Origin of the sequence: Pantoea sp. Ap-870, from assembly GCF_011752515.1 — a bacterium.
Taxonomy (GTDB): Bacteria; Pseudomonadota; Gammaproteobacteria; order Enterobacterales; family Enterobacteriaceae; genus Pantoea; species Pantoea dispersa.
The window spans coordinates 94,643-115,575 of record NZ_VWXG01000005.1 but is presented as its reverse complement, the minus strand read 5'-3'; the positions used below and the strand labels follow the sequence as shown (position 1 = coordinate 115,575).

At 60.6% G+C, this 20,933-nt stretch carries 19 protein-coding genes; 3 read left to right on the top strand and 16 right to left on the bottom strand.

Features of this window, described 5'->3' with window-relative positions:
* Nucleotides 1–96: 96 nt before the first annotated feature.
* From F3J41_RS13915 to F3J41_RS13890, 6 genes are all read right to left on the bottom strand, one after another.
* Nucleotides 97–846, bottom strand: a complete 750-nt coding sequence (locus tag F3J41_RS13915) for an ABC transporter ATP-binding protein (RefSeq protein ID WP_058757363.1) — start codon at nucleotides 844–846, stop codon at nucleotides 97–99.
* The gene (locus tag F3J41_RS13910; RefSeq protein ID WP_021509824.1) at nucleotides 839–1,714 is read right to left on the bottom strand and encodes an ABC transporter ATP-binding protein; all 876 of its coding nucleotides are present in this window, start codon (nucleotides 1,712–1,714) and stop codon (nucleotides 839–841) included. Before F3J41_RS13910 ends, F3J41_RS13915 begins: the two co-directional genes overlap by 8 nt.
* Nucleotides 1,707–2,990 (bottom strand): high-affinity branched-chain amino acid ABC transporter permease LivM, encoded by a 1,284-nt coding sequence (gene livM / locus F3J41_RS13905; protein ID WP_058757362.1) that lies wholly within the window; start codon nucleotides 2,988–2,990, stop codon nucleotides 1,707–1,709. The genes F3J41_RS13910 and livM overlap by 8 nt, the downstream gene beginning before the upstream one ends.
* 10 nt (nucleotides 2,991–3,000) lie before the next feature.
* Nucleotides 3,001–3,915, bottom strand: coding sequence for a branched-chain amino acid ABC transporter permease (locus tag F3J41_RS13900; RefSeq protein ID WP_021509822.1), 915 nt, complete (start codon nucleotides 3,913–3,915; stop codon nucleotides 3,001–3,003).
* Between the two features lie 81 nt (nucleotides 3,916–3,996).
* Nucleotides 3,997–5,055 (bottom strand): branched-chain amino acid ABC transporter substrate-binding protein, encoded by a 1,059-nt coding sequence (locus F3J41_RS13895; RefSeq protein WP_021509821.1) that lies wholly within the window; start codon nucleotides 5,053–5,055, stop codon nucleotides 3,997–3,999.
* A gap of 162 nt (nucleotides 5,056–5,217) precedes the next feature.
* Nucleotides 5,218–5,379 carry a hypothetical protein gene (locus tag F3J41_RS13890; protein WP_155519940.1) on the bottom strand — a complete coding sequence of 54 codons (162 nt, stop codon included), beginning with the start codon at nucleotides 5,377–5,379 and terminating at the stop codon, nucleotides 5,218–5,220.
* Nucleotides 5,380–5,453: 74 nt separating this feature from the next.
* Here F3J41_RS13890 and F3J41_RS13885 point away from each other — a divergent pair, with 74 nt between their 5' ends.
* Complete coding sequence (locus F3J41_RS13885) at nucleotides 5,454–6,908, top strand: AMP nucleosidase (protein WP_021509819.1); 1,455 nt, start codon at nucleotides 5,454–5,456, stop codon at nucleotides 6,906–6,908.
* Between the two features lie 46 nt (nucleotides 6,909–6,954).
* Here the strand turns inward: F3J41_RS13885 and F3J41_RS13880 are convergent, their stop codons facing one another.
* Together F3J41_RS13880 and F3J41_RS13875 are read right to left on the bottom strand one after the other, a co-directional pair.
* Entirely contained in the window at nucleotides 6,955–7,329 is a 375-nt protein-coding gene (locus F3J41_RS13880; protein ID WP_064511415.1) for a hypothetical protein, read from the bottom strand.
* 260 nt (nucleotides 7,330–7,589) lie between these two features.
* Nucleotides 7,590–8,888: an NCS2 family permease gene (locus tag F3J41_RS13875; protein ID WP_021509817.1), complete on the bottom strand. Its 1,299-nt coding sequence runs from the start codon at nucleotides 8,886–8,888 to the stop codon at nucleotides 7,590–7,592.
* Nucleotides 8,889–9,342: 454 nt separating this feature from the next.
* On the opposite strand from F3J41_RS13875, the gene F3J41_RS13870 reads away from it, so the two are divergent.
* Nucleotides 9,343–10,089 (top strand): response regulator, encoded by a 747-nt coding sequence (locus F3J41_RS13870; RefSeq protein WP_021509816.1) that lies wholly within the window; start codon nucleotides 9,343–9,345, stop codon nucleotides 10,087–10,089.
* Here F3J41_RS13870 and F3J41_RS13865 read toward each other — a convergent pair.
* From F3J41_RS13865 to F3J41_RS13840, 6 genes are all read right to left on the bottom strand, one after another.
* A complete protein-coding gene (locus F3J41_RS13865; RefSeq protein WP_059012353.1) occupies nucleotides 10,026–11,078 on the bottom strand; it encodes a carbohydrate kinase family protein in 1,053 nt (350 codons plus the stop codon). The genes F3J41_RS13870 and F3J41_RS13865 overlap by 64 nt on opposite strands.
* 1 nt (nucleotide 11,079) lies before the next feature.
* Nucleotides 11,080–11,940 (bottom strand): ketose 1,6-bisphosphate aldolase, encoded by an 861-nt coding sequence (locus F3J41_RS13860; RefSeq protein WP_166711563.1) that lies wholly within the window; start codon nucleotides 11,938–11,940, stop codon nucleotides 11,080–11,082.
* 12 nt (nucleotides 11,941–11,952) lie between these two features.
* Nucleotides 11,953–12,636: a D-lyxose/D-mannose family sugar isomerase gene (locus F3J41_RS13855; RefSeq protein ID WP_021509813.1), complete on the bottom strand. Its 684-nt coding sequence runs from the start codon at nucleotides 12,634–12,636 to the stop codon at nucleotides 11,953–11,955.
* 56 nt (nucleotides 12,637–12,692) lie between these two features.
* Nucleotides 12,693–13,631: an ABC transporter substrate-binding protein gene (locus F3J41_RS13850; protein WP_058757358.1), complete on the bottom strand. Its 939-nt coding sequence runs from the start codon at nucleotides 13,629–13,631 to the stop codon at nucleotides 12,693–12,695.
* 367 nt (nucleotides 13,632–13,998) lie between these two features.
* Nucleotides 13,999–14,982 (bottom strand): COG4158 family protein, encoded by a 984-nt coding sequence (locus tag F3J41_RS13845; RefSeq protein WP_021509811.1) that lies wholly within the window; start codon nucleotides 14,980–14,982, stop codon nucleotides 13,999–14,001.
* A 10-nt stretch (nucleotides 14,983–14,992) separates the two neighbouring features.
* Nucleotides 14,993–16,498, bottom strand: a complete 1,506-nt coding sequence (locus F3J41_RS13840) for a sugar ABC transporter ATP-binding protein (protein WP_059012350.1) — start codon at nucleotides 16,496–16,498, stop codon at nucleotides 14,993–14,995.
* Nucleotides 16,499–16,642: 144 nt separating this feature from the next.
* Between F3J41_RS13840 and F3J41_RS13835 the strand changes: the two genes are divergently transcribed.
* Nucleotides 16,643–19,228: an ATP-binding protein gene (locus F3J41_RS13835; RefSeq protein WP_166711562.1), complete on the top strand. Its 2,586-nt coding sequence runs from the start codon at nucleotides 16,643–16,645 to the stop codon at nucleotides 19,226–19,228.
* Here F3J41_RS13835 and phnE (F3J41_RS13830) read toward each other — a convergent pair.
* On the bottom strand, nucleotides 19,182–20,066 hold the full coding sequence (gene phnE / locus F3J41_RS13830; RefSeq protein WP_136548083.1) for a phosphonate ABC transporter, permease protein PhnE: 885 nt from the start codon (nucleotides 20,064–20,066) through the stop codon (nucleotides 19,182–19,184). The two genes, F3J41_RS13835 and phnE (F3J41_RS13830), sit on opposite strands and share 47 nt — an antisense overlap.
* Complete coding sequence (gene phnE, locus F3J41_RS13825) at nucleotides 20,063–20,926, bottom strand: phosphonate ABC transporter, permease protein PhnE (RefSeq protein WP_058782066.1); 864 nt, start codon at nucleotides 20,924–20,926, stop codon at nucleotides 20,063–20,065. Before phnE (F3J41_RS13825) ends, phnE (F3J41_RS13830) begins: the two co-directional genes overlap by 4 nt.
* Between the last annotated feature and the right edge of the window lie 7 nt (nucleotides 20,927–20,933).

The window sequence follows — 20,933 nt, the reverse complement described above, 5'->3', positions numbered from 1 at the left end:
GGGAGTACCAAATCACTTTGGTTAAGAAGTAGAGTAATAATGATGATAGGCTGCTAACGATTATGCAAAGTGTTTCCCGTCACCATTTAATCATTATTACAAACTTTTCGCCGACTCCCCGCCCGCGCCGACGCTGCCGCCCAGATAGGCGCTGCGCACCTCTTCATTGTGCAACAGTTCGCTGCCGCTGCCGCTCAGACGAATTTCGCCATTGACCATCACATAACCGCGATCCGCCAGTTGCAGCGCGTGGCGTGCGTTCTGCTCCACCAGAAACAGCGTCATGCCCTGCTGCGTCAGCTCGCGCAGGATGCTGAAAATCTGCTTTACCACCAGCGGGGCCAGCCCGAGGCTGGGTTCATCCAGTAGCAGCAGACGCGGCCGGCTCATCAGCGCGCGGGCGATCGCCAGCATTTGCTGTTCGCCGCCGGAGAGCGTCATTGCCCGCTGTTTTCGCCGCTCCAGCAGGCGTGGAAACAGCGTGTACATGCGTTCTTTATCCTGCTTCATGTAGCGCTCGCCGATGGCGATGGTGCCCATCAGCAGGTTTTCTTCCACCGTCATATCCGGAAAGATGCGCCGTCCTTCCGGCGCCTGAGCAATGCCGCTGGCGGCGATAAAATGGGTCGACCGCTGGCTGATGGGCTCACCGCGCAGACGGATTTCGCCGCTGGCAATGCGCGGCTGACCAAAAATTGACATCAGCAGCGTGGATTTTCCCGCACCGTTGGCCCCAATCAGCGCCACGGTTTCCCCCTCCGCCACGGTCAGCGACACCTGTTTCAGCGCCTGCACCGGGCCGTAAAACACATCCACCTGTTCAAACGCCAGCATTGCTTCAGCCATGCTCGCTCTCCTCTTCCGCGCCGAGATAAGCGGCGATCACTTTCGCATCGTGACGAATCTGCTGCGGCGTGCCCTGGGCGATCACGTCACCGTGATCCAGCACGACGATGTGATCGGAAATGCGCATCACCATCGGCATATCGTGTTCAATCAACAGCACGCTGATGCGATGATCGGCGCGCAGCTGATGCAGAATCTGACTCAGCGCCTCGGTTTCGACCGGATTAAGCCCCGCTGCGGGCTCATCGAGGCAGATCAGTTCCGGCCGGGTGCACATGGCGCGCGCAATCTCCAGCCGGCGCTGCTGGCCGTAAGAGAGCGTACCGGCCAGCCGGTTGGCACTGCTGACCAGATCAACACGCTCCAGCCAGTAAAAAGCGCGATCGAGCGCGCGACTCTCCGCTGCCCGATAGCCGCGGGTATTGAGGATGCCGGCCAGCAGCTGACGGTTGACCTGCATATGCTGCGCCACCAGCAGGTTTTCCACCACCGACATCTCGCGAAACAGGCGGATGTTCTGAAAGGTACGCGCCAGACCGGCGCGGTTGACCAGATGTGCGCCGCCAAACATCTTGTACCAGATGCGCGAGCCCAGCCGCGCCGGCCGCAGCCAGTCACCCGGCTGAATCTTCTGGCCCAGCACCTGAATCACATCGGTGCTGCGCTGATGGGCATTGAGCACAATGCGCCCGCCGCTGGCGCGATAAAATCCCGTCAGGCAGTTAAATACCGTGGTTTTGCCCGCGCCGTTGGGGCCAATCAGCGCGGTGACCGAGCCGCGCTCCACGCGCAGGCTGACATCATTCAGCGCTTTGATGCCGCCAAAGCGCATCATCAGGTTATCCACCTGCAGGATGGCATCACTCATGGCGTACTCCTTTTCTCAGCGGCACCCCGACGCGTGCGGTGCGCACCAGGCCGCGCGGACGCCAGATCATCATCAGCACCATCAACATGCCAAACAGCAGCACGCGGTACTCGGCAAAGCTGCGCAGCAGCTCGGGCGCCACCGTCAGCACAAACGCGGCCAGCACCACGCCGAGCGTCGAGCCCATCCCGCCCAGCACCACGATGGCCAGAATAAGCGCGGACTCAAAAAAGGTAAACGAGGTGGGATTAACGAACCCCTGATAGCTGGCGAAAAATACCCCGGCAATACCGGCGGTTGAGGCACCGAGCATGAAGGCCGACAGCTTCACCAGCACGTGATTCAGCCCCATAGCGCGACAGGCGATTTCATCTTCACGCAAAGCTTCCCACGCCCGGCCAATCGGCATGCGCGTCAGCCGGTGCTTGATAAACAGCACCAGCAGCACCACCAGCACCAGCACGACGTAGATAAAGATGAACTTCATGTTGGGGTTGTAATCGAGATGCAGAAACTGGTGGTACGGTATGCCGCCCTCTTTTGCCCGGCGGGCGAATTCAAGGCCGAGAAAGGTCGGTGACGGCACCGAGACGCCGTTCGGCCCCCCGGTGAACGACAACCAGTTATTCAGCACCAGCCGGATAATTTCACCGAAGCCGAGCGTGACGATAGCCAGATAGTCACCGTGCATGCGCAGCACCGGAAAGCCCAGCAGCGCACCGGCCAATGCCGCCAGCAGCGCAGCGATGGGGATCATGCTCCAGAAACCCAGCCCGAGATACTGATAGCCCAGCGCCAGCCCGTAGGCACCAATGGCGTAAAATGCCACATAGCCCAGATCGAGCAGCCCGGCGAGGCCGACCACGATATTGAGCCCGAGTCCCAGCAGCACATAGATCAGCCCGAGAATCGCCACCGTCAGCAGATACTTGCTGGAGAGAAACGGAAACGCCAGGGCCACAACCAGCAGCAGCGGTATTATCCAGCGCAGGCGCGAGCGGTACCCGGGTTCACGCACGTATACGCCGTCATCGTTGCCCTCAAACTTGCGCAGAAAACGGCGCCCCACGGCGGTATGCAGAAACAGCCCCAGCAGCAAACGTCCTGCCATCACCACCGCCACCAGCAGCGCCACGCGCAGCGGCGACAGCGTAAAACTGTAGCCGCTGAGCACCACGCCCACTACCGGGCCGAACACCACCAGCGCGACGGCACCGGCCAGCAGCGTGTCGAGCAGCACCTGACGGATGCCGCTTGTTTGCGTCATTGCCTTCATTCTGGCTTCCTCACACTTTGGCGACCAGCGGCCGGCCCAGCAGTCCCTGCGGACGGAAGATTAAAATCACCACCAGCAGCGAAAACGAGAACACATCTTTGTAATCGGAGTTCACCAGCCCGGCGAACTGCGCCTCGGCCACGCCCAGCAGCAAACCGCCCAGCATCGCGCCGGGCAGCGAACCGATGCCCCCCAGCACCGCCGCGGTGAAGGCTTTGATGCCGATAATGAAGCCGGCGTAGAAATCAAACGTGCCGTAGTTCATGGTAACCAGCACCCCGGCCAGCCCGGCCATCGCCGCGCCGATGACAAACACCAGCGAAATCACCCGGTCGGTATTGATACCGAGAATCGACGCCATGCGCCGATCCTGCTGGACCGCACGGCAGATACGGCCCAGTTTGGTGTACTGGATAATCCAGGTCAGCAGCGCCATCCCGCACAGCGCCGCCACCAGGATAAACACTTTGGTCCAGGTGATTTGCACCACGCCGCCGTCGATCTCCATACGCAGCACGCCACTGAGCAAGGTGGGAATGCCCTGCTGATTCGGTCCCTGACTGAGCTGCACATAGTTTTGCAGAATCAGCGACATACCAATGGCAGAGATCAGCGGTGCCAGTCGGGTGGAATTGCGCAGCGGGCGATAGGCAATGCGCTCAATGGCCCAGCCGTAAGCGGCGGTGACCACGATGGTGAACAACAGCGTGCCAAAGATCAGCAGTGGAAAGGAGTGAATGCCAAAGTAGCTGAGCAGCGCCAGCCCGATCGCACACAGATAAGCAGAGATCATGTACACCTCGCCGTGGGCGAAGTTGATCATGCCGATAATGCCGTAAACCATGGTGTAGCCGATGGCGATCAGCCCGTAGACCGCACCCAGCGTCAGGCCGTTAATCAGCTGCTGTATAAAGAAGGCGTCCATATTGTCTCTCGCAGGTGGAAGGCGTGCACAGGACACGCTCAGATGCGAACGGCCCCGCTGCGCGCGGGGCCGCAGAGCGAATTACAGCTGGTGGTATTTGCCTTTGTCATCCCACTGATAGACCACGTAATCCGAGACTTTCAGGTCGCCTTTTTCGTCCCACGCCTTCTTGCCCATCACGGTGTCAACGCTGTTGGCCTTCAGCCAGTCGCTGGCTTTGGCATTGTCTTTACCTGCCGCTTTGTAGGCGGCGGCCAGAGCCTGAATGGAGGCGTAGGCGTACAGCGTATACCCCTCCGGCTCAAAACCGCTGGCGCGGAATTTTTCAATCACCGCTTTGCCATCCGCGATGGTGCGCGGGTCATTGCCGAAGGTCATGTACACGCCTTTAGTGAACTGCGGACCGCCGGCGGCAGTCACCAGTTCTTCCGTCACGATGCAGTCGCCGGAGAAGAAAGCCGCATTGACGCCCTGCTCACGCATCTGCCGCACCAGCGGACCCGCCTCCGGATGACAGCCACCGAAATAGACCACATCCGGTTTCACCGCGCCGATTTTGGTGACCAGCGCGTTAAAGTCTTTTTCACCGCGCGACAGCCCCTCATACAGCACTTCTTTCACGCCGCGTTTCTCCAGCGCCGCTTTGGTGGCATCCGCCAGCCCCTGACCGTAAGTATCTTTATCGTGGATCACCGCCACTTTCTTCGCTTTCAACGTATCGAGAATATAGTTAGCGGCAATTGTCCCCTGCTGGTCATCACGCCCGCACATTCGGAACAGGGTTTTCATGCCGCGCTCGGTGATTTGTGGATTAGTTGAACCGGGCGTAATCGCCAGTACGCCCGCCTCGTCATACACCTCTGAGGCTGGCATGGTCGAGGACGAGCAGAAATGGCCCACCACCGCCATCACTTTGTCCTGATCCACCAGCCGGTTGGCAACGGCCACCGCCTGCTTGGGTTCGCAGGCGTCATCGCCCTGCACCAGCACAATTTTTTCACCGTTTATGCCGCCCGCCGCGTTAATGTCCGCCGCAGCCTGGCTGGCGCCCTTCCAGTATTGTGTACCGTACGTAGCATTCGGTCCGGTAAACGGACCGGCCACGCCAATCTTTATGTCAGCCTGCGCGTAGAACGCCATGCTTAAACAACCTGCCATCACCACCTTCAATGGGTGTTTTATGAATTTCAAAGACATGCTTTCAATCCTCAACGGGTCAGGAACGGAGCCATACCACGGCCTGGGAGAAATCAATCTGAAACACTTCGAGAGCAGTGTGGTCTGTGCGACCACGGTTGAAATTTAAGCAAAAAGCTCGCCAGAGAAGACAATCGGTGACAATTTTTTTGCAGCGGCATCGCAGCCGGGCGGAAAACGTGCGATGTGGCCTCCCTGCACCTGATAAACATAGCCAGCCTTTTGCCGCCTACCAGCACCGTGATGGTGCAGAATGCGGTCGATCACAGATTCTTCATCGTGATGAGAGGTTTATCCGCTATGCTCTGGTCAAATCGGTCCAAATTGCTGAAGGAGAATCTATGAATACGCAACGGAACGGATTGACCACTGAGCAGGCGCTGGATCAACTGGAGCGTCTGTATGACGACGCGGTTGAAGCGCTGCGCAACGCCATTCGCACGTTCACTGCCAGCGGCACACTGCCGGACGCCGGACTGCGCCAGCAGGGGCTGTTTGTCTATCCGGAGCTGCGCATCACCTGGCAGGGTGAAGGCCCGCAGCAAAATCGCACCCGCGCCTGGGGACGTTTTACCCACACCGGCCGCTACAGCACCACCATCACGCGCCCGGCGTTGCTGCGTCACTATCTCAGCGAACAGCTGCAGATGATCGAAAAAGAGTACGACGTGCTGATCGAGGTGGGCCCGTCACAGCAGGAAATCCCTTATCCCTATGTGATTGATGGCTCCGACCTGTCGCTGGACCGCTCCATGAGCGCCAGTATTGCGCGCCATTTCCCGACGACCGAACTATCGCAGATTGGCGATGAAACCGCTGATGGCCTGTTCAACGCCGACGCGCTGTTCCCGCTGTCGCATTTCGACGCGCTGCGCACCGATTTCTCCCTGGCGCGCCTGCGTCACTACACCGGCACCGCGGTAGAACACTTCCAGCCGTTTGTGCTGTTCACCAACTACACGCGCTACGTCGATGAGTTCGTGCGCTGGGCGATTGAGCAGGTGCAGGATCCCAGCACGCCGTACGACAGTCTCGCCTGCGCCGGCGATGTGGTGATCACGGCGGAGACGCAGGACCCAACGGCGATGATGTCGGATCTGGCGTGGAAGAAGCATCAGATGCCCGCCTGGCATTTAACCTCGCCCAACCGTCGCGGCATCACGCTGGTGAATATTGGCGTCGGTCCGTCGAACGCCAAAACCATCTGCGATCACCTCGCGGTGGTGCGCCCACATGCGTGGCTGATGATTGGTCACTGCGGTGGCCTGCGTGAAAGCCAGAGCATCGGCGATTACGTGCTGGCACACGCCTATCTGCGTGACGACCACGTGCTGGACAGCGTATTACCGCCGGATATCCCGATCCCGAGCATTGCGGAGGTGCAGCGTGCCCTGTACGACGCCACCAAAGCAGTCAGTGGTATGCCCGGCGAAGAGGTGAAGCAGCGCCTGCGCACCGGTACGGTTGTCACCACAGACGACCGCAACTGGGAGCTGCGCTACTCCGCATCTGCGTTACGTTTCAACCTGAGCCGCGCAGTGGCGGTGGATATGGAGAGCGCCACCATTGCCGCACAGGGCTATCGTTTCCGCGTACCGTACGGCACCCTGCTGTGCGTCTCGGATAAACCGCTGCACGGTGAGATCAAGCTGCCCGGCCAGGCCAACCGTTTCTATGAGGGCGCCATCTCGGAACATCTGCAGATTGGCATCTGCGCCGTTGAGCTGCTGCGCGCCGAGGGTGACAAACTGCACTCCAGGAAACTACGTACCTTCAACGAACCGCCCTTCCGCTAAATCCGCTGTTCCGGCCCATGGACGGGCCGGATTTCTGCTGGCAACCTTAAATTTTCAGCACCGCCACTTTTACCAACCATGCCAGTACGGCGAGGAGAGTCGGCAGCATGAGGGTCCAGATCAGCCTGTCATTTAATTGTTCGAACTTTTTATCGATGCGCTTCTCCACCTGACCGATCTCATTCATCAGTTGATTGCACATCAGCCCCTGTTCGGTACGCACGCGTTCCACGTCCGCTCTGGTGGCAAGGTTTTCAAAACGCGCGGTCAGGACCGCGACATCCTGCTGTAATAGCTGGGTGGTATTCGCCAGCTGTTCCACGTGTTGGGTTAATCGTACCATTAGCGGTGCTCCCTGATTTCTTAACGCCAGAAGGCGAGGCGGCAACCGATGCGGCAGCGTGCAAACGGGATAATCCATTATCTTGTCCTTCTTCAGCAACCTTGTGTCATCGCCTCACTCCAACGCTATTTAAGCAGAGCGGCAGCGATTAAACATTCCACGATCCCGCCACTGCAGGCAAAAAATTTGCGCATGGCAGAATTTACGGAAAGACAGTAAACAACAGGCCTGAAAGAGAAAAGTGGCGACGGGCAGGAATTGCGAGACATCACGCAAACAATGATTGCGCGCATGTAACAACTTACACGGAAGCCCGGGCGGGCTTCCGTTACACAGCATCAGGCACTCAGCCAGCCGAGTTTAATCACAAACAGAATCGACAGAATCACCAGCGCCGCATTGACCTCTTTGGTGCGGCCACTCAGCAGTTTCACCACCGTCCAGGTAATAAAACCAAAGGCGATACCGTTGGCGATCGAGTAAGTCAGCGGCATGGTCAGCGCGGTCACGGTGACCGGTGCCGCCGTGGTGACATCTTTCCAGTCAATTTCTGCCAGACCGGAAGCCATCAGCACCGCAACGAACAGCAGCGCTGGCGCCGTGGCGTAGACCGGCACGCTACCCGCCAGTGGCGAGAAGAACAGGCTGAGCAGGAACAGAATGGCGACCACAATCGCCGTCAGACCGGTACGGCCGCCGGCGCTGACGCCCGCAGCGGACTCCACATAGCTGGTGGTGGTTGAGGTACCCAGCAGTGAACCGAACAGCGCAGCGGCACTATCGGCGATCAGCGCACGGCCCATTTTCGGCACGTTGCCCTGCTCATCGGCCAGACCGGCGCGTTTCGTCACGCCCAGCAGCGTGCCGGTGTTATCAAACACGTCGACAAACAGGAACGCAAAGATCACGCTCACCAGGCCAACGTTGAACGCGCCGGCGATATCCAGCTGCATAAAGGTCGGCGCAATCGAAGGCGGCGCAGAGAACACGCCCGCGAACGGCGTCAGGCCAATGCCCATCGAGATAAAGGTAACAACCAGAATGCCGATCAGTACGGCTCCGGTCACGCGACGCGCTTCCAGCACCACAATGATAAAGAAGCCAAGCAGCGCCAGCAGCGGACCCGGTTTAGTCAGGTCGCCCAGACCGACCAGCGTAGCCGGGTTATCCACCACGATGCCCGCCCCTTCCAGCGCAATCAGTGCGAGGAACAAACCAATGCCTGCCGCAATCCCGGCACGCAGTGGCAGCGGAATGCTGGCGATAATCCATTCGCGAATTTTAAAAATCGACAGCGCAAAGAAGATCACCGCCGAGAGGAACACCGCACCCAGCGCGATCTGCCAGGTGTAGCCCATATGCAGCACCACGGTGTAGGTGAAGAAGGCGTTCAGGCCCATGCCCGGTGCCAGCGCGATCGGATAGTTGGCGATCAGGCCCATCAGAATCGAACCGATGGCTGCAGCCAGACAGGTGGCGACAAACACCGAGCCTTTATCCATACCGGTCGCCCCGAGGATGCTGGGGTTAACAAACAGGATGTAGGCCATTGCCAGAAAGGTCGTAATACCGGCAATGATTTCGGTGCGCACCGTAGTGTGGTGTGCTTTTAACTTAAAAAGTTTTTCTAACATCATCATCTCTCATCAGCGGAGACGGCCCGCAGGCCTGCTCTCTCTTGCCAAGGCGTTTTCCCGCTATTCCGCGCGTGGTGGCTAAGCTGACGCGGAAAAAGTGAGGAAAATTATTTTTTTATGCCGGCGTTTTGCCACCGCTGGCAGCAGAACGTCGTGTGCTATCCCCTGTCCACATAGCAATTGCTATGCCACTCCCTGACGCAATCGTTTCCGTTTCAGCGTGCCGTTGCGGCTAAGAAAATTCTGAACCAGAACGAGGCGCGATTATGGTGCATTGCACCACCTGCGCGCAAACGTTTTCCCGCCGTGCGCAGCCGGGGGTGAAATATTGCGGTAACGCACGCTTTCACACTCTGCCAGGCGATGGCGCTCACGTTTCTGCTGCGCGTTTCAGCAGCTTAAAAACGCCGGGTTACACTGCGTTTAACCCTTTCGCAACAAAAGAGGCAGTGCAATGAAGCCCGCGATTCTGGTCGTTGATGATGATCGTGCCATCTGCGAATTGCTGCACGATGTGCTGAGCGAACATGTGTTTACCGTTTATAGCTGTCATCAGGGGCGCGACGCCCTGGCGCTACTGGCGCAGCATCCGGAAATCTCCCTGGTGATGCTGGATATGATGCTGCCCGATACCAACGGCCTGCTGGTATTACAGCAGATGCAGCGTCAGCGCCCTGAGCTGCTGGTGATCATGCTGACCGGCATGGGATCGGAAGCCGATATGGTGGTTGGGCTGGAGATGGGCGCCGACGACTATATCGCCAAACCCTTTAATCCCCGCGTGGTGGTGGCGCGGGCCCGTGCGGCGCTACGCCGCTGCGGGCGACTGGCGCAGCCGGAAACGGTGATTGATGAGGGCTGGCAGTTCAATGGCTGGCGGCTGGATGATGTGCGTTGTCAGCTGTTTAATCCGCAGCGTGAAAGCGTACCGCTCACCCAGGGCGAATACAGCCTGCTGCGCGCGCTGGTCGGCCACGCGCGTAAGGTCCTGACGCGCGACCAACTGCTGGAGCTGACCCACAGCGAGAGCCTCGACGTGTTCGATCGCACCATTGATGTGCTGATCATGCGCCTCAGACGCAAAATCGAGGCTAATCCGCATCAGCCGATCCTGATCCGCACCATTCGCGGACTGGGCTATGTTTTTTCCGCCGATGTGATGCGCCCGTCCGCCGCGGCGCGCGAAACGCAAATCGCCTGATCCATCCAGCGCTGCATCTCGCTTAGTGGCCGGATGCCGTCCAGCGCGTTGGCCGCATGCAGATTAAAGCTGGCGCAGGTATGGGCCAGCTTTAACGTCTGCTGCAGGCTGTAGTTCTGATGGCTGGCATACAGCACGCCGGCGCAGAAGGCGTCGCCCGCCCCAACGCTGCCGACAATCTCCTCTGCCGCTAAGCACCAGGCGGGCTGCCACAGGCCGTCGCCCGCTGACTGCTGGCCCCAGGCGCCTTCCGGTGCATGAATTACCACGCGCTGGCGCACGCCCTGCGCCAGCAGCCAGCGTGCCGCCGCAGCAAAAGCCGCCGGTGACGCCAGCGTGCCACTGCTGCGCAGCTCGATGCCGGTGAGCGCCTGCGCTTCCAGTTCGTTAATCACCAGATAATCGAGCCAGCGCAGTGCCGGCTTCACCAGCGCCTGATACTCGCCGGCGCGCGAAACCAGATCGAGCGAGGTGAGATAGCCGCGCTGCTGCATCTCCGCCAGCAGCCGGGCACTGCGGGTACCGTACTGCGCATCGGGCTGGTCGAGCTTATCCAGTAACAGCAGATAGCCGAGGTGGAAGATGCGGTGCGCGGTGGCGAGGTGAGCGAAGTGCGCCACATCGAGCTGCGCATTGGCCCCGCGCGCATGAAAAAAGGTGCGCTGACCGTCCGGCGCGGTCATCACCTGCGTCATTGCCGTGGCTACCGCACCGGTGCGCTGTACGTGCTGACGATCCACATGATGTTCATCCAGCAGCTGCAGCAGGTAATCGCCGTCGCTGTCCTCGCCCAGCATCCCCACGGCGGCCAGCGGCAGACCGACCTGCATGCGCGCCAGGGTAAACAGCACATTCAGCGCCGCACCGCCGCTGCATTTCTCGCTATGGTTAATCTCCGCCAGCCAGCCCTGTTCTGGCCAGTGGCTGATGCGCTGCACGTGATCCACCAGCATGTTACCCGCCGCCAGAATGCCGTTGCGTGCTGCCATGTCAGGCCCTCCCGGCGCTGCCAAACACCTGCATCTGCTGGGCAACAACGCTGGCGATGTCGCGTTCAACCGCCATTAACAGTTCGGCGAACGAGTCGTAGCGCGCGTCGCGCTGGGTGATTTGCGTTTCAATCGCCCCGAGCGCCGCCTGCGACATCCCGGTGTAGAAGTTGATTTTGTGGATGCCGAGGCTGATGGCGCGACGGAAATCGGCGTCGCTGATGCCGGAACCGCCGTGCAGTACCAGCGGAATGCCGGCCGCTGCGCGAATCGCCGCCAGACGGTCAAAATCAAGCTTTGGCTCGCCTTTGTATTTGCCGTGCGCGTTGCCGATGGCCACTGCGAGGCAGTCGATGCCGGTTGCCTGGACAAATTCCGCCGCCAGCGCCGGGTCGGTGAATTTATTGCTGTCCGCTTCGCCAAACAGCGCGCCACCCTCATCGCCGCCCACGGCGCCCAGCTCGGCCTCGACCAAAATGCCCAGCGCGTGGCACATCTTCACCACTTCCCGCGTCTGGCGAATGTTCTCGTCATAGCTCAGGGTTGAACCATCGAACATTACCGAGGTGAAGCCGAGGCGAATCGCCTGCATCACCGCATCATAATGCAGGCCATGATCAAGGTTGAGCACCACCGGGATGGCGTGTAGCGCCGCTTCGGCACGGATAGCGGCGATTAGCGGTTCCAGGCTGACGTATTTAAAATGCACCTCGGCAATGTTGATGATAAACGGCGAACGCTGCTGCTCCGCCGCATGGAACAGCGCGCGCAGAAAGTGGGTGTCGAGAACGTTGAACGCGCCGAGCGCGTAACCGTGCTGCTGCGCATGGGCGAGGCCCTGCGCCAGAGAGATCAGTGCCATGGAACACTCCTGTTATGCCAGCCAGCGGTGATATTCGTTACACAGCAGCCAGCGCGGCGCTTCATCCTCATCAATCGGATTAAAGCGCGCCAGCGGGGTAAGAAAGACGTTGTCGTGCTCATCGTCATTGGGCATGGAGACTTCGCCCACCAGCACATCGCCGTAGCCGGTTTCGCCCCAGAAGCTGTGCCAGACACCGGGCAGTAACGTGACGCTTTCGCCGGGTGACAGCCGCAGCTGGGAGCCGGCGGCATGGGTCTGGCAGATGCCATCCAGCGTGACCTGTACCGGCGAATCCGCCAGCCGATCGCCGTCGCGATTGTGTAGCGTGACAATCAGGTTGCCACCGCCGCGGTTGATAATGTCTTCCATTTTTTGCGGATGATAATGCATCGGCGTCACCTGCCCTTCGCGCACGTGCATGATCTTCTCCGCATACGGTTTGCCCCACGGCTGTCCGCCGCGTGAACCGTTGCGCAGGGTAAACAGCGTCAGGCCGGTCTGGCTGAAATCATCGGCACCAAAACTGGTGACATCCCAGCCGAGGTGCAGCGCCAGCAGTTCGGCAGCGGCTGAGGTGTCCAGCGCACGCCACTGGCTGAGACCGTAATCGGCCCACGGCGGCAGATGCACATCCTGCCGCAGAAAGAATTCACGGGTCAGTTGCAAAATCGCGTTAACTTCGGAACGTTGCATAGCTGCATCTCCGGCGGGCGTCGCGGCGCGCATGTGCACCGCGACGCCCGTGTGGCTTATTTCACCGTCCAGCCTTTGTAGCTGCTGACATTGTTACGATCGATCAGCGTTACCGGAATCAGCACCGGCTTATCCGGCGCTGGCTTGCCCTGCAGGATGTCATAGCCAATCTCAACTGCTTTAGCCGCCATCACCTGCGGATCCTGGGCTGGCGTTGCGACAAAGAGCGAGCCTTTGCGCTTCAGCGCCTCTTCGCCGTCTGGCGATCCATCGACGCCGACAATAAAGAATTCGCTACGCTGCGCCTGTTTCGCCGCCAGATCGGCACCGATAGCGGTAGGATCGTTGATGGCGAACACGGCATCAATCTTCGGATTGGCCGACAGCAGACCGGTCATCACTTCCAGTCCGCCTTCGCGACTGCCTTTGGCGTTCTGGTTGTAAGAGAGCAGTTTGATATCCGGGTGGGTTTTCAGCTCATTCATGCAGCCTTCCACGCGGTTCTGCACCGCTGACACCGGTGGTCCGTTGATGATGACCACGTTGCCTTTGGCTTTCAGGCGGTCGGAGATGTATTTACAGGCCATGGCCCCGGCCTGGGTGTTGTCAGAGGTGATGGTGGCATTGGCACCGTCCGCGGCCACGTCCACCGCCACTACCACGATGCCGGCATCACGCGCACGCTTCACCGCCGGCGCGATGCCTTTGGAGTCGGCAGCGTTGAGGATGATCATGTCCACTTTAGCGGCAATGAAGTTGTCAATCTGCGCCACCTGCTGGCCAAGATCGTAGCCGCTGGAGACCAGCGTCACGTTGACCTTATCGCCCGCCAGCTGACGCGCCTTGAGCTCCGCCCCTTTGGTGATCTGGACGAAGAACGGGTTAGCCAGATCGCCCACCGTAACGCCGATGGATTTCAGTTCTTTGGCCTGCACAAATGGCGCACTGAACAGCGTCGCGGCCAGCAGTCCGGTGATAATCGGATTAAAACGCATAGTCGATGTTCTCCTGCTTTTTTGGTTTTATGCCCTGATTGCCTTTGCCCTCACACTGGCCCTCTCCCGCCCGCGGGAGAGGGAACCGTTCTGCATGGTGTTCAGGTGAAGTACGTTAGTTACCTCTTCTCACCGAGCCGCCCCCTCTCCCGCGAGCGAGAGAGGGAACCGTTCTGCATGGTGTTCAGGTGAAGCACTTGTTTTCTAAATCTTCTCTCCGGACTGCCCCCTCTCCCGCGATCGAGAGAGGGAACCGTTCTGCATGATGTTCAGGTGAAGCACGTTAGTTACCTCTTCGCTCCGGGCTGCCCCCTCTCCCGCAAGCGGGAGAGGGTTGGGGTGAGGGCCAAAGCCAGCGCCCGCCCCCTCACCCCACGTGATGCCGCGTACGGTACTTATCGATCAGCACCGCAATAATGATCACCCCGCCCTTAATCACCAGCTGCCAGAAGTACGACACGCCCATCAGCGTCATGCCGTTGTTCAGCGTGGCGATAATCAGCGCGCCAATCAGCGTGCCGGTAATGGTGCCAATGCCGCCGACAAAGCTGGTCCCGCCCAGAATCACCGCGGCGATCGCGTCCAGCTCATAGCCCACGCCAAGGTTGCCGTTAGCGCTGTACAACCGCGATGCGCTCATCAGGCCACCCAGCCCGGACAGCAGGCCGCTCATGGCGTAGACAAACACCAGCACCGCACCCACTTTGATGCCGGTCAGGCGCGCTGCCTGCATGTTGCCGCCCACCGCATAGATGTGCACGCCAAGCGTGGTGCGGCGCAAAATAAACCAGCACAGCGCAATCACCGCAAAGGCAATGATAATCAGCCACGGGATCGGGCCGAGATAACCGTTGCCTATCCACTCAAAGTTGATATCCGAGTTAATCACCGTGGTGCCGTTAGCCAGCAGATAGGCCGCCCCGCGCAGCGCGGTATAGGTGCCCAGCGTGACGATAAACGGTGGCAGGCCCGCCCAGGCGACCAGAATGCCGTTGAACAGCCCCATGATCAGCCCGGCTCCCAGCGCGGCCGGGATGGTCAGCCCGGCAAACGCCGGATCGAGCGACACCACCATCGCCACCACCGCCGTGGTACCCAGCATTGAGCCAACCGACAGGTCAATACCGCCGGTGAGAATGACAAACGTCATGCCCGCCGCCAGCACAATGTTGATGGAGGCCTGACGCGTGATATTCAGCAGGTTAGCTTCGGTAAAAAAGTTCGGGGCGACAAAGCCAAATACCGCCACGATCAGGATCAGAATCGGCAAGATACCCACGGTTTGCAGCAGGTCACTCATCAACGCACGTTTTAGCGTTGGACTTTTTACGCGTGCGGTTTCACTGGTCATTCCCGTCTCCTCAGGCCTGGACCGGCTGCGCGCCGGTGGCCAGTGTCATTATGTTTTCCTGGCTAATCTGCTCGCCGCTCAGCTCGCCGGCGATGGTGCCTTCGCGCATCACGTACACGCGGTCGCTCATGCCCACCACTTCCGGCAGCTCGCTGGAGATCATCAAAATCGCCACGCCCTGCTGCGCCATCTGGTTCATCATGCGGTAGATTTCACTCTTAGCGCCGACATCCACGCCGCGCGTCGGCTCATCCAGAATCAGGATGCGCGGCGCTATCGATACCCAGCGCGAAATCAGCAGCTTCTGCTGGTTGCCGCCGGATAAACCGCCAGCGCGCACCTGGGCGTGCGGCACGCGGATATTCAGTGATTGAATCGCCTCGCTGGCGATTTTCTGCCCTTTGCGCCGGTTAAGCAGGCCGTAGCTGGCATCGCGCTCAAGTGTGGCCATCACGATGTTTTCCTGCGCCGCCAGTTCCAGAAACAGCCCCTGCTCTTTGCGGTTTTCGGTCAGGAAACCGATGCCGCGCGCAATGGCGTCTCGCGGCGAGTGAATCTGCACTTTTTCACCGTCGATCCAGATTTCCCCGCCGGCTGGCTGATGCACACCAAAAATCAGCTGCGCCAGCTCGCTGCGGCCGGCACCGACCAGTCCGGCCAGTCCGACGATCTCCCCGGCGCGCACCGCGAGGCTGCTGGGATGCACTTTGCGGTTGTCGGTCAGATGATTTACCGCCAGGCGGATTTCGCCGAAGGTAATGGCGCGATCTTTGTTGAACAGATCGCTGAGCGGACGGCCGACCATCATGCGCACCAGTTCGCTGGCGTTCAGCTGTTCGCGCGTCAGGCTGCCGACGTACTGGCCGTCGCGCAGCACGCTGACGCGATCGGAGAGTTCATACACTTCTGCCATGCGGTGGCTGATGTAGATGATCGCCATGCCTTCGCTGCGCAGGCGTTTGATCAGCGCAAACAGCTGTTCGGTTTCGCGATTCGAGAGCGCAGCGGTGGGTTCGTCCATCACCAGGATGCGGCTGTTGCGATGCAGCGCGCGGGCAATTTCCACCTGCTGCTGTTCGGCGATGCTCAGGCGGCTCACCAGATCGGTGGCGCTGAACTGCGCGCCAAGGCGGTTAATCACCTGCTGCGCTTCTTCCGCCATCTGGCGACGCTTCACCAGCCCGCCGCGGGAAATTTCACTGCCGAGAAAGATGTTCTCTGCCACCGTCAGATTCGGCGCCAGGTTGATTTCCTGATAAATCAGGGTGATCCCTGCCGCCAGCGCCTCTTTCGGGCCCCTGATCGCGTAGGGTTGACCATCGATAAGAATTTCCCCGCTGCTGGCGGTATACGCGCCGGCCAGAATCTTCATTAAGGTACTTTTACCGGCACCGTTTTCGCCCATCAGCGCGTGCACTTCACCCGGCCAGACGGTCAGGTCGACGCCTTTCAGCGCATAGAAGCTGCCGAAGCGCCGGGTAATTGCCCGCATTTCTAATATCGGTGTCGCCGCCATCTTCAGGCTCCTGCTGCCAGTGGATAGCCGCGAGTTAAGCAACGCCAGATAAATGGAAAATGTCAGACGCCGTTCATATTTGTCATATTGCGCTCCGGCCGCGCTTCTATACTCGCCGGAGTTGAGCGGTAAGGAGCGGCAGCAATGAGTCACAGTCTGCACTGGCACGCCGGCGCGCGCGGGCGCCTGCTGATGTTTAACCTGTTGGTGGTGAGCGTTACGCTGGCGGTGAGCCTGGTGGCTATTTTTGGTTTTCGCCACGCCGGTCACATTCAGGAGCAGGCGCAGGCACAAACGCTGGCCGATATGAACGGCAGCCTGGCGCTGGCGCGTGATACGGCCAATGTCGCTATCGCCGCGGTGCGGCTGGCGCAGGTGGTGGGCGCGCTCGAATACCAGAGCGAATCGGCGCGCCTGCAGCAGACCCAGCAGGCGCTGCAGCAGTCGCTGAGTCAGCTGGCCAGCGCACCGCTGGCCGCACAGCAGCCGGCGCTGCTGGCACGCATCCGCGAGCGCAGCCAGATGCTGGAGCAAAGCATCAGCCAGCTGCTGCTGGAGGGGCATCAGCGCCATTTACAGCGTAACGTGATGCTCAGCGGCCTGTGGCAGGCGCAGCTGCTGCTCAACCGTATCGACCTGCTGGCCAGCGACGGCGCGTTTCTGCCGCTGCGCCAGCAGACGGCCGCGCTGTTAACCGTGGCAATTAAGTCCGCCACGCCGCAGGCCGCAGTGCAACAGCTCAACAGCGTGCTGCCGATCTGGTCTGCGCTGCCGCTGCAGGGCGTGCTGGCGATGCAGCGCGCGCGGCTGGTCAGCACCAGCCAGCAGCTGCTGCCGGTGGCCGGTCAGCTGGAGCAGAGTGACATCGCCATCGCCTACGCCACGTATCGCATCAAGGCGCTGGTGGCGATGCTCAACGAAGACATCACCCACTACGTTCAGCTGGTGGCGCAGCAGAGCGATGCGCGCAGCGCCACCGCCCATCAGGAACTGGATTCAATCATCGGTTTCATCGGTCTGTTTATGTTACTGGCGCTGCTGATTACCGGTTACGCCGGTTACTACATCTACCGCAATCTCGGTTCCAGCCTTACCGCCATCGCGCACGCCATGACGCGGCTGGCGCAGGGGGAGAAAAGCGTCAGCGTGCCCGGCCTGGCACGGCGCGATGAGCTGGGCGATCTGGCGCGCGCCTTTAACGTGTTCGCGCGCAACACCGCTTCGCTGGCGCACACCTCGCAGCTACTGAAAGAGAAAAGCAACCAGCTGGAATCGACCTTCCTCGCCATGCGCGACGGCTTCGCGCTGTTTGATAACAGCGGTCAGCTGGTGGTGTGGAACGCGCAGTACGCCGAACTGCTGGGCTTCGCGCCGCGCGAGCTGCATCGCGGCATGCACTATCAGCGTTTGCTTGATCGCGTCGATGTGCAGCTCAGCAGCCTGCACGACGCGCAGGAAGTCAGGTTACCGGATGGCCGCACGCTGGAACTGCGCTTCAGCCCGGTGCCGCGGCGCGGCATGGTCAACACGGTGCTGGAGCGCACCTCGCGTAAGGCGCTGGAAGCGGCACTGCTGCACAGCCAGAAGATGAAAGCGGTCGGTCAGCTGACCGGCGGCCTGGCACACGATTTCAATAATTTGCTGGCGGTGATCATCGGCAGCCTGGCGCTGACCGTCGATCAGCTGCCGCCCGGCACGCTGGCCAGCCGCATTGAGCGCGCGCGGCTGGCCGCCGATCGTGCCGCTCAGCTGACGCAGCGTCTGCTGGCCTTCTCACGTAAACAGGCACTTTATCCGCGTGCCGTTGCAGTGGTGGAGCTGGTGGAAAATCTGCAGTCGCTGCTGCAGCACTCCCTGCTGCCCGGCCAGCATCTGGTGGTGGATGCGCAGCGCCCCGGCTGGCCGGCGTGGATTGATGCCGGCCAGCTGGAGAACGCCCTGATGAATCTGGTGGTGAATGCGCGCGATGCCATGGAGCGCCAGAGCGGCGAGATCCGCCTGCGCATCTGGAATCAGCGGATTCAGGAGGCCGATGGCAAGCGCGACCGCGTCACCATTGAAGTGATTGACCACGGCTGCGGCATGTCCGCTGAGGTGCGGGAACAGGTGTTTGAACCCTTCTTTACCACCAAAGCCACCGGCAGCGGCAGCGGGCTGGGGCTGTCGATGGTGTACGGATTTGTGCGCCAGTCCGGCGGACAGATCGAACTGGAGACCGCGCCGGGCCAGGGCACCACGGTGCGGCTGCTGCTGCCGCGCGCGCCGGAAGCCGCGCAGCCGCTGGTGAGCGCGCCGGTGCTGACGCCGCGTGCCAGCCGCGATCGCCTGATACTGGTGCTGGATGACGAGCCGGCGGTGCGCCAGACGCTGTGCGAACATCTGCATCAGCTGGGTTACCTGACGCTGGAGTGTGCTGACGGCGAGAGCGCGCTGACGCTGCTGCGCCAGACGCCGGATATCGATCTACTGATCAGTGACCTGATGCTGCCGGGCGCCCTGAACGGTGCAGATGTGATTCGTCAGGCGCAGCAGCAGTGGCCACAGCTGGCCACCCTGCTGATTAGCGGTCAGGATCTGCGCCAGACGCCGGTGACGCTACCGCTGTGTGAACGGCTGGCGAAACCCTGGCAGCAGGCGCAGCTGGTGCAAACGCTGGAGCGCGCCTGGCAGCGCAGCGAACGGCTCAGTCGCGCACGGCAGGCTGCCACAGCGGCACCCCTTTCCCGGTGATGTAGCGTTTACGCAGCCGGCTGGAGATGGCGTCCATCACCATCACCACGACCACCAGAATCACGGTCAGGAACATCACCACATCCCAGTTCCACAGGCGCATGTTTTCGGCGTAGACCAGCCCGACGCCACCGGCGCCGACAAAACCCAGCACCGCCGCCGAGCGGGTGTTGGATTCAATCTGATACAGACTCAGCGCGAGAAAGGTGGGAAACGATTGGGTAAAAATGCCGTAACGGTGTTTTTGCAGGCTGTTGGCCCCCACTGCGCTCAGGCCGCGACTGGGTGAGCGTTCAACCGCTTCATGCCCTTCGGCATACAGCTTGCCCAGCAGGCCGATGTCCTGCATCACAATCGCCAGCACCCCGGCCAGCGGCCCCATGCCTACCGCCCGCACGAAGATCAATCCCCAGATGGCCATGTCGATGCCGCGCAGCACATCCAGCAGCCGGCGCACCAGCAGCGATATCGGCCGCGTCAGCGGATCGTGCATCACATTGCGCGCCGCCAGAAAGGAGACCGGCAGCGCGATGACGGTGGCGGTGAGCGTGCCGGCAAACACGATAGCCAGCGTGATGCCGACCTGCGAGAAATAGTAGCCAAACGGCCAGTTGACGAAATCCTGCCAGACGAACATGCGCAGGAAATAGCGTCCGAGCTGCTGGCAGCCGATGACAAAGCGCTGCCAGTCGATGCCGAACACGCTGAAGAAGAACAGATAGTAGAGCACCAGCGCCAGCGCAATCAGCGCGATGCGGCGCAGATAACGGTTTTGCGCGGCAAACAGTGCAGCGTGCTGCTGTTTCAGTTTCGCCACGTCGGGCGCTAAGGCGATCATTTTACGTCTCCTTCAACCACACGGCGGCGCAGCCAGCCGGATAGCGTATCCAGCAGCGACACCACCACGATGATCAGCAGCAGCGTCATGCTGACCTGATCGTAGCGATCCAGTTTGATGTTGGTCATCAGCTCCTGACCGATGCCGCCCGCGCCCACCAGCCCGAGGATGGTGGAGGAGCGGAAATTAATTTCCAGCCGCATAAAGCTGTAGGAGAGAAAGGTCGGTTTCACCTGCGGCCAGAAGGCGAAGCGCATACGCTGCAGCTTGCTGGCACCACAGGCGGCGAGACCGCGCACCGGTTTGTCGGAGGCGCTCTCAATTGATTCGTAGAACAGTTTGGTCAGGCTGCCGATGGTGTGCAGTGCCAGCGCCAGAAAGCCGGGGATAGCACCGATGCCGAACGCCATCACGAACATTACCGCCCACGCCAGCTCCGGCATGGTGCGCAGGAAGGCAACAAAGGCGCGAATCGCCATGCGCAGGCTGCGCGGTGTCTGGGTGTTATCAGCGGCGAAAAACGCCAGCACGGCGGCGATCAGCACTGCAATCAGGGTGGAGGACAGCGCCAGCTGCAGGGTTTCCCAGATCAGCGGCAGCTGAAAGTGCAGGCGGTAGCCCCAGTAAGCCAGCGAACCTTCGGTTTTGACGTCCGCGAACAGCAGCGGCAGGTGCAGCACCGGCAGCGTTTCGCCGATGTAGTCAAAAAAGTGTGGCAGCGATTGCCAGACCGTGACCAGGTTGAATTCCGCCACGTTGCCGGCCGCGAGATAAAGCGCCACCAGCAGCAGCGACCACAGCAGCGTGTCGCGCTTTTGCTGGCGGCGGATACGTTGGTAGTAGTGTTCGAAATCGGTCAAGGGAGAG

Coding starts and splice junctions, on each gene's coding strand:
- F3J41_RS13915 (WP_058757363.1), bottom strand. CDS start 846: ATGGCTGAAGCAATGCTGGCGTTTGAACAGGTGGATGTGTTTTACGGC.
- F3J41_RS13910 (WP_021509824.1), bottom strand. CDS start 1,714: ATGAGTGATGCCATCCTGCAGGTGGATAACCTGATGATGCGCTTTGGC.
- livM (WP_058757362.1), bottom strand. CDS start 2,990: ATGAAGGCAATGACGCAAACAAGCGGCATCCGTCAGGTGCTGCTCGAC.
- F3J41_RS13900 (WP_021509822.1), bottom strand. CDS start 3,915: ATGGACGCCTTCTTTATACAGCAGCTGATTAACGGCCTGACGCTGGGT.
- F3J41_RS13895 (WP_021509821.1), bottom strand. CDS start 5,055: ATGGCGTTCTACGCGCAGGCTGACATAAAGATTGGCGTGGCCGGTCCG.
- F3J41_RS13885 (WP_021509819.1), top strand. CDS start 5,454: ATGAATACGCAACGGAACGGATTGACCACTGAGCAGGCGCTGGATCAA.
- F3J41_RS13880 (WP_064511415.1), bottom strand. CDS start 7,329: ATGGATTATCCCGTTTGCACGCTGCCGCATCGGTTGCCGCCTCGCCTT.
- F3J41_RS13875 (WP_021509817.1), bottom strand. CDS start 8,888: ATGATGTTAGAAAAACTTTTTAAGTTAAAAGCACACCACACTACGGTG.
- F3J41_RS13870 (WP_021509816.1), top strand. CDS start 9,343: ATGAAGCCCGCGATTCTGGTCGTTGATGATGATCGTGCCATCTGCGAA.
- F3J41_RS13865 (WP_059012353.1), bottom strand. CDS start 11,078: ATGGCAGCACGCAACGGCATTCTGGCGGCGGGTAACATGCTGGTGGAT.
- F3J41_RS13860 (WP_166711563.1), bottom strand. CDS start 11,940: ATGGCACTGATCTCTCTGGCGCAGGGCCTCGCCCATGCGCAGCAGCAC.
- F3J41_RS13855 (WP_021509813.1), bottom strand. CDS start 12,636: ATGCAACGTTCCGAAGTTAACGCGATTTTGCAACTGACCCGTGAATTC.
- F3J41_RS13850 (WP_058757358.1), bottom strand. CDS start 13,631: ATGCGTTTTAATCCGATTATCACCGGACTGCTGGCCGCGACGCTGTTC.
- F3J41_RS13845 (WP_021509811.1), bottom strand. CDS start 14,982: ATGACCAGTGAAACCGCACGCGTAAAAAGTCCAACGCTAAAACGTGCG.
- F3J41_RS13840 (WP_059012350.1), bottom strand. CDS start 16,498: ATGGCGGCGACACCGATATTAGAAATGCGGGCAATTACCCGGCGCTTC.
- F3J41_RS13835 (WP_166711562.1), top strand. CDS start 16,643: ATGAGTCACAGTCTGCACTGGCACGCCGGCGCGCGCGGGCGCCTGCTG.
- phnE (WP_136548083.1), bottom strand. CDS start 20,066: ATGATCGCCTTAGCGCCCGACGTGGCGAAACTGAAACAGCAGCACGCT.